General features: G+C 71.2%; 8 protein-coding genes. 4 read left to right on the forward strand and 4 right to left on the reverse strand.

Going from position 1 to position 14,587, the window contains the following annotated elements; all coding sequences use genetic code 11:
• Positions 1–184: 184 nt before the first annotated feature.
• Entirely contained in the window at positions 185–2,164 is a 1,980-nt protein-coding gene (locus OG370_RS15530; protein WP_328464640.1) for a serine/threonine-protein kinase, read from the forward strand.
• A 119-nt stretch (positions 2,165–2,283) separates the two neighbouring features.
• Here the strand turns inward: OG370_RS15530 and OG370_RS15535 are convergent, their stop codons facing one another.
• The 3 genes from OG370_RS15535 to OG370_RS15545 all read right to left on the reverse strand — a co-directional run bounded on the left by OG370_RS15535 (position 2,284) and on the right by OG370_RS15545 (position 8,747).
• Positions 2,284–7,254: an NAD-glutamate dehydrogenase gene (locus tag OG370_RS15535; RefSeq protein WP_328464642.1), complete on the reverse strand. Its 4,971-nt coding sequence runs from the start codon at positions 7,252–7,254 to the stop codon at positions 2,284–2,286.
• A 267-nt stretch (positions 7,255–7,521) separates the two neighbouring features.
• Complete coding sequence (locus OG370_RS15540; protein ID WP_328464644.1) at positions 7,522–8,175, reverse strand: HAD family hydrolase; 654 nt, start codon at positions 8,173–8,175, stop codon at positions 7,522–7,524.
• Positions 8,176–8,240: 65 nt separating this feature from the next.
• Complete coding sequence (locus OG370_RS15545; RefSeq protein WP_328464646.1) at positions 8,241–8,747, reverse strand: DUF6912 family protein; 507 nt, start codon at positions 8,745–8,747, stop codon at positions 8,241–8,243.
• 160 nt (positions 8,748–8,907) lie between these two features.
• On the opposite strand from OG370_RS15545, the gene OG370_RS15550 reads away from it, so the two are divergent.
• Positions 8,908–9,510: an Rv3235 family protein gene (locus OG370_RS15550; protein ID WP_328464648.1), complete on the forward strand. Its 603-nt coding sequence runs from the start codon at positions 8,908–8,910 to the stop codon at positions 9,508–9,510.
• Between the two features lie 149 nt (positions 9,511–9,659).
• Here OG370_RS15550 and secA read toward each other — a convergent pair whose 3' ends face one another.
• On the reverse strand, positions 9,660–12,464 hold the full coding sequence (secA, locus tag OG370_RS15555; protein ID WP_328464650.1) for a preprotein translocase subunit SecA: 2,805 nt from the start codon (positions 12,462–12,464) through the stop codon (positions 9,660–9,662).
• Between the two features lie 262 nt (positions 12,465–12,726).
• Between secA and OG370_RS15560 the strand changes: the two genes are divergently transcribed.
• Entirely contained in the window at positions 12,727–13,314 is a 588-nt protein-coding gene (locus tag OG370_RS15560) for a GNAT family N-acetyltransferase (protein WP_328464652.1), read from the forward strand.
• Positions 13,315–13,404: 90 nt separating this feature from the next.
• The gene (locus tag OG370_RS15565) at positions 13,405–14,586 is read left to right on the forward strand and encodes a winged helix-turn-helix domain-containing protein (RefSeq protein WP_328464654.1); all 1,182 of its coding nucleotides are present in this window, start codon (positions 13,405–13,407) and stop codon (positions 14,584–14,586) included.
• The last annotated feature ends 1 nt before the right edge of the window (position 14,587 follow it).

Consider the following 14,587-nt stretch of genomic DNA (forward strand, 5'->3'; position numbering starts at 1 on the left):
GCGCCCGTTCGCCCGCCCACCTGGCGGGAGAACGGGCGCCGTCATGCCCGCACGGCTCCCGTTCCTCCCCGCCCACGGCTTCGTACGTCACCGAAGTGCCCCGACCCAGGACCGAGTTGACGACGTGGCCGATACGGGAAGGGCGCCCTCGGTACCATCAGGCCGTTTCGACTATCCAAGGGGGGTGCCCGACATCGCCGGCCACGACGACGGACACATGTACGGCAACGGACCCGCGTACGGCGGGGCAAGCGCGTACGGCGGGGGAAGCGCGAGCGGCGGTACGGCCGGGCGCGGCGGGGAAAACCCCGACCAGGGCGGCCAGTTACGCCCGCTCGGCCCGCAGGACCCGCGCGAGCAGGCCGGCTACCGGCTCGTAGCCCGGATCGGCGAGGGCGGCATGGGAACCGTCTACCTCTCGCACACCCGCGGCGGGCAGCCGGTCGCGCTGAAGCTGATCCGGCGCGAGTACACCCGCGACGAGGAGTTCCGCCGCCGCTTCCAGCAGGAGGTGCGCGCGGCCCGGCAGGTACAGGGCTACCACGTGGTCCCGGTCGTCGACCACGACACCACCGGCGACCAGCCGTGGCTGGCCACCACATTCGTGCCGGGGCTGCCGCTCAACGAGGCGCTGGCCCGGTACGGCGCCCTGCCGCTGCCGACCGTGCTCCAACTCGTCGGCTGCGCCGCGGAGGCGCTGCGCGCCGTGCACGCGGCCGGGATCATCCACCGCGACCTCAAGCCCAGCAACATCCTGCTGGCCGCCGGCGGGCCGTGGGTGATCGACTTCGGCATCGCCAGGGCCGCCGACTCCACCCAGCTCACCCGCAGCGGCGGTCTCATCGGCACCCCGCAGTACATGTCCCCCGAGCACGCCAACGGGCTCGAACTCACCCCGGCCGCCGACCTGTTCTCGCTCGGCCTGATCGCCGCCGTCGCCGCCACCGGCCGCCACCCCTACGGCGACGCGGGCGCCATCACCCTCGCCACGAAGATCGCCAACACCTCCATACGACCGCCGGACCTGTCCGGTTACCCCGACGTGCTGCGGCCGGTGCTGACCCGCTGCCTCACCGCCGACCCCGCGGTGCGGCCCTCCCCCGCCGAACTGGCCGAACTGTGCGCCCACGCCGCCGGCCGCTCGCTGCGGGACTTCACCGACTGGCTGCCGCAGCCGGTCGCGGCCGAGATCGTACGGCGGGAGGCCGCCGCCAAGCACCCGCCGCAGCCGGAACCCGTCTCCGGGCCGACCGTGCCGGACCCGCCGGCCTTCGCACCGCCCGGCTCCCAGGCCGGACAGCCCCCGGTCCCCCCGTTCGCGCCGCCCACCGGGTTCGGAGCGGGCCCGGGCGGGCAGCCGAACCACCCGGGAGCCGGCGCACCCGGTTCCCCCGGTGCGGGCATCCCGGGCGCCGGGCAACCACCGGCCGGCTACGGCCCGCCGAACGCCGACCCCGAACCCGACACGCGGCAGGTCCCGGCACCCGGCGGCCGTGCCCACAAGCTGGTGGTAATCGGCGGCGGCGCGCTCGCCCTGGTCCTCGCGGTCACCCTGACCTACGCCATCACCCGGTACACCAGCGACAACGGCCACTCCTCCGCCGGCCCGGACCACGCCACCTCGGCGCCGGCCACCCACTCCAGCGGCTCGCCGTCCACCGGCACGCCCCGCAGCCCCGCGACCGCACCGGCCACCAACACGGCCACCACCCCCGGCGGCGGCTCGGCCGGCGACGGCGACTACCAGGTGATTTTCGCGGACCGCTCGCTGACGGTCCGCCCGCCCAACTCCATCGACCCCGGCCCCGACGTCGACCTCGACACCCCGCTGGTCGACCCGAAGCACAGCCTGTCCAGCAGCCAGGTCGAACTCAACTACGGCGACGACTACCTGACCTTCGACACGCCCACGGGCAAGTCCGCGAGCGCGTCCCCCGTGGCCTGCCGGGAGGCCGCCGAGGCCAACCCGCTGCCGGGCCAGGTCCAGGCGAGCGACCTGGTCGGCGACGACCCGCTGATCAAGACCGGCGACCGGCTCTGCACGGTGACCACCTCCGGCCACCTCGCCATGTGGCTGATCACCGGCACCACCCCGAGCGAGAACTACTACAAGACGCCCGTCTACACCGGCAAGCTCACCTTGTGGAAGATGCCGAGCCCGTAAGGCCGCGGGGCGGGGGCAGGGCGGGGGCAGGGCGAGCGCGGGTCAGAGGCGGAGGCGGGTCAGAGGCGGAGGCGGGCGCCAGATGTCGGGCGCCCGCCCCCTCGAACCTCGGTCGGACCTCAGTGGTGCGTGCGCAGCAGCGTACGGAAGGTCCGCATCGCCACCGACAGGCTCGCCAGGTCGAACTCCTCCGAACCCTGGATCTCCTCCAGCGTGGTCCTGGCCCGGGTGACCAGACCGGAGTTGCGCTCCTCCCACGCCTGGTAGCGCTCCTCCGGGGTGGCACCGGCCTCGCCCGCGCTGAGCACGTCGGCGGTGAGCGCCGCGTGCGCCGCGAACAGGTCCTCGCGGATCGCCGCCCGCGCCATCGACTGCCAGCGGTCGTCCCGCGGCAACTGGATGATCCGGTCCAGCAGTTGGGTGATCCCCAGCCGGTCGGCGAGGTCGAAGTAGATCTCGGCGACGTCCAGCGGCTCCTTGCCGGCCCGCCGCGCCACATCCACGATGTCCAGCGCCGGGAACACCGAGGAGAACCCGGCCACCCGCGTCGCCAGCTCGTCCGGCACCCCGGCGGCCGTCAACTCGTCGTGCAGCGTGCCGTACCACTCCAGATCCGCGCCGCACAGCAGCTTCGGCAGCCGCGACCACACCGCGGTGACGCCCTCACCGAAGAACTCGATGGTCTCGGCGATCTGGAGCGGCTGCATCCGGTTGTTGAGCAGCCAGCGGGTGCCGCGCTCCACCAGCCGCCGCGAGTGCAGCCTGATCCGGGTCTGCACATCGGCCGCGACCGTGTTGTCCAGCGCCTCGACCGCGTCCCAGATCGGGCCGAGGTCGAAGATGGCCCGGGCCGCGGTGTGCGCCCGCACGATCTCCTCGGTGGTCGCGCCGATCTCCTCCCGGAAACGGTGCAGGAAGGTGGTGCCGCCGGTGTTCACCGTGTCGTTGACCAGGACGGTGGTGACGATCTCGCGGTGCAGCGCGTGGTTGTCGATCTGCGTGGCGAAACGCTCCCTCAGCGCCACCGGGAAGTACGCGTGCAGCAGGGACCGCAGATACGGGTCGTCGGGCAGCTCGGTCTGGATCAGCTCGTCGGCCACGGTGATCTTGGCGTAGGCGAGGATGACGGCCATCTCCGGCTGGGTCAGGCCCACACCAGCCGCGGACCTCTCCCGGATCTGCCGGTCGGTGGGCAGGAACTCCAGCGCCCGGTCCAGCCGGCCGTCCCGCACCAGCCGCCGCATGAACCGCTGGTGCGCGTGGAGCAGGCTGCCGGCCTGCGCCATGCTGTTGGCCAGCGCCACGTTCTGCGCGTAGTTGTTGCGCAGCACCAGGTTGCCGACGTCGTGCGTCATCTCGGCGAGCAGCGCGTTGCGCTGCTTGACCGTCATGTCGCCCTCGGCGACGGTGCTGTTGAGCAGCACCTTGATGTTGACCTCGTGGTCGGAGGCGTCCACGCCGGCACTGTTGTCGATCGCGTCGGTGTTGATCCGGCCGCCGGCGCCGTCGGGGCCGCCGGAACGGGCGAACTCGATCCGGCCGAGCTGGGTGAAGCCGAGGTTGCCGCCCTCACCGACCACCTTGACCCGCAGGTCGGTGCCGTCGATCCGGATCGCGTCGTTCGCCTTGTCGCCGACGTCCGCCTGCGTCTCGGTCGACGCCTTGACGTAGGTGCCGATGCCGCCGTTCCACAGCAGGTCGACCGGGGCCTTGAGGATCGCCTTCATCAGCTCGGCGGGGGTGAGCTTCGCCGCCTTCGACTCGATACCGAGCGCGGCGCGGACCGCCGCGCTGACCGGGATCGCCTTGGCCGTGCGCGGGTAGATGCCGCCGCCGGCCGAGATCAGCGAGGAGTCGTAGTCGGCCCAGGAGGAGCGCGGCAGTTCGAAGATCCGGCGCCGCTCGGCGTAGGAGGTGGCCGCGTCCGGGTTCGGGTCGAGGAAGATGTGCCGGTGGTCGAAGGCGGCCACCAGCCGGATGTGCTCCGACAGCAGCATGCCGTTGCCGAAGACGTCGCCGGACATGTCACCAATACCGACGACGGTGAAGTCCTCTTCCTGCGTGTTGTGGCCGGTCTCCCTGAAGTGCCGTTTCACCGACTCCCAGGCGCCGGAGGAGGTGATGGCCATCTTCTTGTGGTCGTAGCCGACCGACCCGCCGGAGGCGAAGGCGTCGCCGAGCCAGAACCCGTACGAGACGGCGACCTCGTTGGCGATGTCGGAGAAGGACGCGGTGCCCTTGTCCGCCGCCACCACCAGATACGTGTCGTCCTCGTCGTGGCGGACCACGTCCTGCGGCGGCACCACCTCGCCGCCGACCAGGTTGTCGGTGATGTCGAGCAGGCCGGAGATGAACGTCCGGTACGAGGCGATGCCCTCCGCCATCCACGCGTCGCGGTCGACCGCCGGGTCGGGCAGCCGCTTGCCGACGAACCCGCCCTTCGCACCGACCGGCACGATCACGGTGTTCTTCACCATCTGGGCCTTGACCAGGCCCAGCACCTCGGTGCGGAAGTCCTCCCGGCGGTCGGACCAGCGCAGCCCGCCGCGGGCGACCTTCCCGAACCGCAGGTGCACGCCCTCGACCCGCGGGCTGTACACCCAGATCTCGTAGGCGGGGCGCGGCGCGGGCAGGTCGGGCACGGCCTGCGGGTCGAACTTGATCGACAGGTAGGAGTGCGGCTTGCCGTCCGCCGCGCGCTGGAAGTAGTTGGTGCGCAGCGTCGCCTTGATCAGGGTGAGGAAGGAACGCAGGATGCGGTCCTCGTCGAGGCTGGCGACCTGGTCGAGGGCTCCCTCCAGCTCCTCCAGGATGCCGTCGGTCAGTTCGCTGCCGGCCTTCTGGTGGTCGGGCGAGAGCCGGGCCTGGAAGAGGTTGACCAGCAGCCGGGTGGTGTGGACGTTCGTCCGGAGGGTGTCCTCCATGTAGTCCTGGCTGAAGGTCGAACCGGCCTGCCGCAGGTACTTCGCGTAGGCGCGCAGCACCATCGCCTGCCGCCAGTCCAGCCCGGCGCGCAGCACCAGCGAGTTGAAGCCGTCGTTCTCGGCCCGGTCGGTCCAGGTCGCGGCGAACGCCTCCTGGAACCGCTCGCGCGCGTCGTCGCCCAGATCGCCGAGCGCGGGGTCGAGGCGGAGCCCGAAGTCGTAGACCCACGCCCGCGAGTTGTCGACGCGGCGCAGCTCGTACGGGCGCTCGTCGACGACCTCGACGCCGAGCCGCTGCAGCACCGGGAGCACCGCGGACAGCGACACCGGGGCGCCGGTGCGGTAGATCTTGAAACGGCGCTCCTCGGGGGCGGCGGAGACCGGTTCGTAGAGCGAGAGGGTGAAGTCGTCCTCGCCCAGGCTCTCGATGTGCTGGAGGTCCGCGACGGCGACCCGCGGGGCGAAGTCGGCGCGGTACCCGTCGGGGAACGCGTCCGCGTAGCGGCGACCGAGTTCGGCGGCGCGCTCCTCGCCGCACTCGGCGTTGAGCGCCTCGGCGAAGCCGTCGGCCCAGGACCGGGCGGCCGCGGCGAGCCGGTTCTCGATCCGTTCGACATCGGAGTCGTTGAGCTCGGGGAGCCGGCTGCCGGGGTTGACGCGGATCACGAAGTGCAGCCGGGAGAGCACCGACTCGGTGTTCCAGGCGGTGAAGTCGACGCTGAGGCCGCCGAGTTCCTCCTGGAGGATGTGGGTCAGGCGCAGCCGCACCGCGGTGGTGTAGCGGTCCCGCGGCAGGTAGACCAGCGCGGAGTAGTACCGGCCGTACTCGTCCTGGCGCAGGTAGAGCCGGAGCTTGCGGCGCTCCTGGAGGTACAGCACGCTGGTGACGATGGAGCGCAGCTCGTCGACGCCGGTCTGGAACAGCTCGTCGCGCGGGTAGGTCTCCAGGATCTGGAGCAGGTCGCGGCCGTCGTGGCTGCCGGCCTGGTATCCGGAGCCCTCGAGGACCTCCTCGACCTTGCGGCGCACCACGGGCACCCGGCGCACGGACTCGGTGTAGGCGCTGGAGGAGAACAGCCCGAGGAAGCGCCGCTCGCCGATCACATTGCCCTCGGCGTCGAACTTCTTGACCCCGATGTAGTCCAGGTACGACGGGCGGTGCACCGTGGAGCGGCTGTTGGCCTTGGTGAGGATCAGCAGCCGGTGCTCGCGGGCCTTCTTGCGGGCGTCGGCGGGCAGCCGGCTGAAGGACGGCGAGGTGGGGTGGCCGGGGTGCCCGGGGTGGGTGCCGTCGTTGTGCGGGTGCTGCGGGTCGGAGCGCAGGATGCCCAGGCCGGTGCCGGGCACGGCGACAAGCACGTCCTCGCCCTCGGTGTCGCCCGCCCCGTCGGTGTCGGTGGTGAGTTCGTACTCGCGGTAGCCGAGGAAGGTGAAGTGGTCCTCGGCGAGCCAGCGCATCAGCTCCCGCGCCTCGCCGGTCTCCTGCTCGGGCAGCGGCGGCGGGGAGGCGGCCAGTTCGTCGGCGATGGTGAGCGCGGCCTGCCGCATCTTCGTCCAGTCCTCGACGGACTCGCGCACATCCGACAGCACGCGGCGCAGATCGGCGGTGATCTCCTTGATGTCGTCCCGATCGGTCTCCCGGTCGATCTCGACGTGAATCCAGGACTCCACCAGCACGTCGTGCGGCAGCGACTCGCCCTCGGCCGCCGAGGCGTATCCGATGACCTCGATCAACTTGCCCGCGACATCGCGGCGGACGTGGAACTGCGGGTGGACGACCACGTGGATCGCCCGGTTGGCCTGGGTCAGCGCGTTGGTGACCGAGTCCACCAGGAAGGGCATGTCGTCGGTGACGACCTCGACCACGGTGTGGCTGCACTGCCAGCCGTTCTGCTCCACCGTGGGGGTGTGCACCCGGAGGTTGGCCGTGCCCTGCGGGCGGTTCTCCGCCAGGCGGTGGTGCGACATCGCGGCACCGTAGACGTCGACCGGGTCGCGGTCGATCAGGTCCTCGGGTGCGCTGTGCAGGTAGTAGCGCTGGAGAAACGCGGTCAGCGCCAGCGCGTCGAGCCCCTGGCCGGGGGGTCCCCCCGCCGGGCTGTTCTCACCTGCCAGAGCCGCCCGTTCGAGAAGCGCCGCCTTGGCTTCGTCCAGCTTGGTCTGCATGTCCTCTGACTCCTGTCGCGCGCCATTGCGTGACGTCGGTTGATGGCACGACGTACCGCGACGCGGGGTTTCCGCTACGGGACGACGCTATGCCGGAAAGGAGGCTCGTCGTGCCCGTCAGCACGCGATGCCCCCGGAGCACGGATCAACAGTGATCACGCCCGCCAGGCTATCGTCCCGGCCGGGGTGGCTGTCATGCGCCGTCTTCGTACAAATGCACCACACACGTTTGGCCCGAATGGACAGAAACCGGGGCTCCTGTCCAGGTCAGCTCGCTATTCGCTCGGCCAGCTCGACGGCCTCGGCGAGGCTGTCGGCGACCGGCACCCCGGCGGTCTCCAGGCTCGCACGGCTGTGTGAACCGCCGGTGTACAGCACCGCGAACGCGCCGACGTGGGCGGCGGCGGCCGCGTCGTCCAGGGCGTCGCCGATGACCACGACGGGGCGGCTGTCGAGGCCGTCGAGCGCGGCCAGGTGCCGGGCCATCTGACCGGACTTCCCCTCGCTCGCCGCTCCGCTGCGGCCGTCGATCCGCACGAAGTGCCCGCTGATGCCGTGGGCGGTGACGAACGGCAGCAGCTGCTGGGGCGTGGCGAGCGAGCACAGCGACTGGGTGAGGCCCAACGCCTGCCGGGACGCCAGCAGTTCGGCCGCTCCTTCGGCGAGGGCGCACTGCCCGGCCAGCCGCAGGTAATGCCGCTCGAAGCCCGCGTCCAGCACGGCCCACTCCTCGTCCGAGGGCAGCCGGCCGAGCAACCGCTCGTAGAAGAGCGGCACGGGGACGCAGTACAGCTCGCGGTACCGCTCGGCGGTGATCAGCGGCAGGCCGAGCTCCGCGAAGGAGGCGTTGGTCGCCCCGACCACCGCTTCGATGTCGTTGAAGAGGGTCCCGTTCCAGTCCCATACGAGGTGCGCGTTCACACCAAGAACGTTACTCGCGCAGAGCGACAGCCCGTTTCCGGCCTGTGGATAACTTCCGTGCGGGGTCAGCCGATCAGGTTGGGAATCTCCTGCGTCGCATACCACAAAAGCTCGTGATCCTCGGCACCGTCGACGGTGAACTGTGCGTCGTCGTCCCCGGCGTCCACCGCGCCCACCGCATCGGCCGCGGCCGCCACGTCGGACTCGGCGTCGTCGGCGTCCACATGCACCGCGGCCGCCTCGGCGAGTCGCACCTCACCGGCCAGCCGCACCTCGCCGAGCGCGGCGGGATCGAGGCCGCGGTCGGGGTCGTGGCGCACCGCACCGTCGGCCACGTCAACCGCCACGACCACGCGTCTGCGCGGCACTTCGGGCCGCACGGCCAGCATCCGCAGCGACGCCTGAGCAGCTCGGGTCAGCGCCGCGTACTCGAGTTCCTCGATGTCGTCGGAGACGTACCACTCGCGCAGGCTCGGTGTGACCGCGAAGGCGTCCAGCGGTGCCGGACCCAGCTCGCCCGCCTTGTACGCCTCGGCCAGCCCGGCGAGGGTGGTGGGAATGTAGACGCGCATGGCGTGAAGCATACGGGTGTCACCACCTTCACAGGTGAATCTCGCCCGTCCGACGGATTCCCCCCGGACGGCCGCCCGGCCGCTTGCCCGTGATCCCTGCCGCCGCCTACAACCACCCCATCGACCACCGGAAACGATCTTTGGGGAAACAGTCATGCGCATGACGCCCACGAACCGACCGAGCACCCGCGCCACGGCCCGCCCGGCCACCCGCGCGACACCTCACGCGGCGCCCCATCCGACCGCGCCCCATCCGACCGCGCCGCACCCGGCAGCCCGTCCAGCACCGGCACCGCATCCCACGGCGCCGCGTCCCGCACCGCCGCACCCAGGCCGCCGCCCCGCGGCCGGCACCGCCCCGCCGCGCCGTACCGACCCGCGCCGCCCCACGACCCGACCCGGGCCCGCGGCGCGCCCCGTACCGCCGCACCTGTGGTTCGCCGAGCGGCTGCTCGACGTCCTCACCGGCCGCCGACCACTGACCTCCCTCGCCGGCCGGGTCAGGGACGAGGCCTACCAGCGGCTGTGGAAGCTGCACGCCGAACGCGCGGACTGGCGGCGCCGCGCCCGCGGCCGTACCCCGTACGTATGCCGCTGCCGGGTCTTCCCCACCGCGGGCGGCGCGCTGGAGGTGACCGCGGTGGTCGCTCTGGACGACGACGTGGTCCGGGCGATCGCCTTCCGCCTCGAACCCGGGAACGCCGACTCAGGACCCGGCTACGGCCGCGCCCGCTGGCACTGCACCGACGTCGCCGCGCGATGAGCCGACCCGTGCCGACCCGCACCGCGCCGTAAGGAAGCGTGCGGACGCGGGCCCGCGCAGGCGAACGGCTCGGGGCCGGGCCGATTCGGCCCGGCCCCGAGCCGGTGGTACGACGCCGCCGCGCGGCGCGGCGCTGCTTGCCCCGCTGCCTACTTCTTGCGGCGGCGACCGCCCTTGGCGGCCTTGCGGCGCTCCGCGCGGGTCGTGCCGGCCTCCTCGTCGCCGGCGCCGGCCGCGCCCCCGGAGACGCCCGCCTCCTCGAACTCGCCCTCCACGACGCCGCCCTCACCGTCGACCGACGGGGCGGAGAAGTGCAGCCGGTCCGCCCGCTTGGGCGCTTCCAGGCCCTTCGCGCGGATCTCGGGCTGCTTGACCAGCGACGGCGGCGCGTCCTGCACCTCGTCCGTCACCGGCACCTCCTCGACCTGCTGCTCCACCTGGACCTCCAGGTTGAACAGGTAGCCGACGGACTCCTCCTTGATGCCGTCCATCATGGCGGTGAACATGTCGAAGCCCTCGCGCTGGTACTCCACCAGCGGGTCGCGCTGCGCCATGGCACGCAGCCCGATGCCCTCCTGGAGGTAGTCCATCTCGTAGAGGTGCTCACGCCACTTGCGGTCGAGCACCGACAGCACCACACGCCGCTCCAGCTCACGCATGATGTCCTCGGTGAGCTGCTTCTCCCGCTCGGCGTACTGCTCGTGGATGTCGTCCTTGACCGACTCGGCGATGAACTCGGCGGTGATACCCGCGCGGTCGCCGGCCGCCTCCTCCAGCTCGTCGACGGTGACCTTCGCCGGGTAGAGCTGCTTGAAGGCGCCCCACAGCCGGTCCAGGTCCCAGTCCTCGGCGAAGCCCTCGCGCGTCTCGGCGTCGATGTACGCGTCGATGGTGTCGTCCATGAAGTGCTGCACCTGCTCCTGGAGGTCCTCGCCCTCCAGGACGCGGCGGCGCTCGCCGTAGATCACCTCGCGCTGGCGGTTGAGCACCTCGTCGTACTTCAGGACGTTCTTGCGGATCTCGAAGTTCTGCTGCTCGACCTGCGACTGGGCGGACGCGATGGCCCGGGTGACCATCTTGTTCTCGATCGGCACGTCGTCGGGCACGTTGGCCATGGACATCACGCGCTCGACCATCTGCGCCTTGAACAGCCGCATCAGGTCGTCGCCGAGGGAGAGGTAGAAGCGGGACTCGCCCGGGTCGCCCTGGCGGCCGGAGCGGCCGCGCAGCTGGTTGTCGATCCGGCGCGACTCGTGCCGCTCGGTGCCCAGGACATACAGCCCGCCGAGGTCCTTGACCTCCTCGAACTCGGCCTTGACCGCCTCCTCGGCGCGCTCCAGCGCCTCGGGCAGGGCCGCGGCCCACTCCTCGACGTGCTCGACCGGGTCCAGGCCGCGCTGGCGCAGCTCCGCCTCGGCGAGGTCGTCGGGGTTGCCGCCGAGCTTGATGTCGGTACCGCGGCCGGCCATGTTGGTGGCGACGGTGACCGCGCCCTTGCGCCCGGCCTGGGCGACGATGGTCGCCTCACGGTCGTGCTGCTTGGCGTTGAGCACCTCGTGCGGGATGCCCCGCTTGGACAGCTGCGCCGACAGGTACTCGGACTTCTCGACGGAGACGGTGCCGACCAGGACCGGCTGGCCCTTCTCGTGCTTCTCGACGATGTCCTCCACGACGGCGGCGAACTTCGCCTCCTCCGTGCGGTAGATCAGGTCGGGCTTGTCCATCCGCTGCATCGGGCGGTTGGTCGGGATCGGCACGACACCCAGCTTGTAGATCTGGTGGAACTCGGCGGCCTCGGTCATCGCCGTACCGGTCATTCCGCTGAGCTTGTCGTACAGGCGGAAGAAGTTCTGCAGGGTGATCGTGGCGAGCGTCTGGTTCTCGTCCTTGATGTCCACCCCTTCCTTCGCCTCGATCGCCTGGTGCATGCCCTCGTTGTAGCGGCGGCCGGCGAGAATACGGCCGGTGTGCTCGTCGACGATCATGACCTCGCCGTCGATGACGACGTAGTCCTTGTCGTTCTTGTAGAGTTCCTTGGCCTTGATGGCGTTGTTCAGATAACCGACGAGCGGGGTGTTCACCGACTCGTAGAGGTTGTCGATGCCCAGCCAGTCCTCGACCTTGCTGACGCCGGACTCGTGGATGGCGACGGTGCGCTTCTTCTCGTCCACGTCGTAGTCGCCGGTCTCCTCCTTGCCGAGGCTGCCCGCCTCGCCGCGGGTGAGCCGCTTCACCAGGCGGGCGAAGTCGCTGTACCACTTCGTGGCCTGGTCGGCGGGGCCGGAGATGATCAGCGGGGTACGCGCCTCGTCAACCAGGATCGAGTCGACCTCGTCGACCACCGCGAAGTTGTGACCGCGCTGGACCAACTCGTCCTTCGACCACGCCATGTTGTCGCGCAGGTAGTCGAAGCCGAACTCGTTGTTGGTGCCGTAGGTGATGTCGCAGTTGTACTGCTCGCGGCGCTCTGCCGGGGTCATGTTCGACAGGATGCAGCCGACACTCAGGCCGAGGAATTTGTGCACCCGGCCCATCCACTCCGAGTCGCGCTCGGCGAGGTAGTCGTTGACCGTGATCAGGTGAACGCCCTTGCCGGAGATCGCGTTGAGGTACGTGGGAAGGGTGCCGACCAGGGTCTTGCCCTCGCCGGTGCGCATCTCGGCGACATAGCCCAGGTGCAGGGCCGCACCGCCCATGATCTGCACGTCGTAGTGGCGCTGGCCGAGGACGCGCTTGGCCGCCTCGCGGACCGCGGCGAACGCCTCGGGCATCAGGTCGTCCAGCGACTCCCCGTCTTCGTAGCGCTGCTTGAATTCGTCGGTGAGTGCCCGCAACTCGGCGTCGGTGAGCTCGACGAAGTCCTCTTCGACGGAATTGACCTGGTCCGCGATGCGGTGCAGCTTGCGCAGGATCTTGCCTTCACCTGCACGCATGATCTTGCTGATGACGGACACGTAGGCTGACTCCTTGCCGGTCGGGCCTGGCGCGAATTCCCGCGCGGGGCACAGCGCGGGTCCTGTCTGCCTGGCCCTGCTGCAACGGCCATCGTAAGCGAGGACACCAGCGGCCCGGGAGGCCCGGCAGCGGCAAAACGGTTTTCCCTCGCCCCGAGAGGTCCGGGATACTCGGCCGCAGTCCTCCCGCCGCCCGATATGCGGCCGCTACGGGGGCCCGGCACCCCTGCCGGAAAGCCTGCCGGAAAGGTGCGCAGCCGCCATGGAAACACCTGTTCTCACCACAAAGCGCCTCGTCCTGCGGGCCCTGGAACCACGTGACGGCGACGCCCTGCACGCCGCCTGTCAGGACCCTGAGATCCCGCGCTGGACATCCGTTCCTTCGCCGTATTCGCGCGAGCACGCCGACCACTTCATCGACGTCGTGTGCGCGGACGGCTGGCGCGACGACACCATGTACAACTTCGGCGTCTTCACGCGCGACGAAGGCGCCCTGGTCAGCTCGATGGGCCTGGTCCGCCTCCAGCACCTGGCCACCCCGCAGCGCCAGGCCGAGCTGGGCTACTGGACGGCGAAGCACCAGCGCGGCAAGGGCTACACGGTGGAGGCGGCACGAGCGGTGTGCACCTGGGCCTTCGACGCCCTGGGTGTCGAGCGCCTGGAATGGTTCGCGGAGGCCGGCAACGAAGCCTCCCGCGCGGTCGCCCTGAAACTCGGCTTCGCCATGGAGGGCACCGTACGGTCGCGGGTCGTCCACGAAGGCACCCGGCGGGACGCGTGGAGCGGTTCCCTGCTCCCGTCGGACTGGGACCGCCCGTCGCAACTGCCGTACCTCCCGTACGCGAAGTAGCGGCTGCCCGCCGCCGCGGGAGAAGTCGCCGGAACGAGTGAATCCGCTGGTCACAGCCGACTGTCAGTGGCCGGTTCTACGCTGGCCGTCATGACTCTCCTGCCGTCACCCGAGCTGACCCTGTCCGCCGACGAAGCCCGCAGGATCGCCCTTCGGGCGCAGGGCCTCCTGGGGGCGCCGGACCGGCGGTCGGGGACCCGGGGCGTGCTGCGATCCCTCGGCGCGGTCCAGCTCGACACCATCTCGGTACTGGCCAGGTCGCACGAACTCATCCCCTACGCGCGCCTGGGCGCGGTCGGCCGCGACGCGGTGGAGGAGGCGTACTGGTCCGACGGCCACGCCTTCGAGTACTGGTCGCACGCCGCCTGCATCCTGCCCATCGAGGAGTGGCCGCACTTCGCCTTCCGCCGCCGGGCCCGCCGCGCCCGCGGCCACCGCTGGCACATCCTCGAGGACGCCGAGCGCTCCTGCGCGGCCGTGCTGGACCGCCTGAAGATCGACGGCCCGCTGACCTCCACCGAGCTCGGCGGCGCGAAGAACGGCGGCCCGTGGTGGGACTGGTCCGAGACGAAGATCGCGGTGGAGTGGCTGCTGGACACCGGTGAGGTGGTCTGCACGCAGCGCCGCGGCTGGAAGCGCGTCTACGACCTCGCGGAGCGCGCCGTACCCGACACCCTGCTGCACGACGACATCGACGACACCGAGTGCGTACGGCGCCTGGTCGCGCAGGCGGGTGCGGCCATGGGTGTCGCCACCCGGGCGGATCTTGCGGACTACCACCGCCTCAAGGGCGAGCAGGTCGCGGCGGTGCTGGACTCCACCGGGCTGGTCCCGGTCGAGGTCGAGGGGTGGGGCAAGCCCGCCTGGGCCGACCCGGCCGCGCTCGCCGCCCCGCCGCGCGGCCGACACCGCACCACGCTGCTGTCGCCCTTCGACTCCCTGATCTGGGACCGCCCGCGCACCGAGCGGATCTTCGGCTTCACCCACCGCCTGGAGGCATACACCCCCAAGCCGAAACGCGTGCACGGCTACTTCGCGATGCCGCTGCTGGCCGGCGGCCGGCTGCTGGGCCGGGTGGACCCTGCCCGGGAGGGACAGACCCTGGTCGCGCGCCAGGTCACCCTGGACGGCCCCAAGGCCGTCCAGCCCGCTGCGGACGCCCTCACCGAGGCCGCCGGCTGGGTCGGCTGCACCCGGACCCGGGCCGAACGCGTCCTGCCCGAGTCCCTGCGCGCCCCTCTGACCGCCGCCCTCGCCCGCGGCCAGGACTAGC

It is taken from the genome of Streptomyces sp. NBC_00448 (assembly GCF_036014115.1).
Lineage (GTDB): Bacteria > Actinomycetota > Actinomycetes > Streptomycetales > Streptomycetaceae > Actinacidiphila.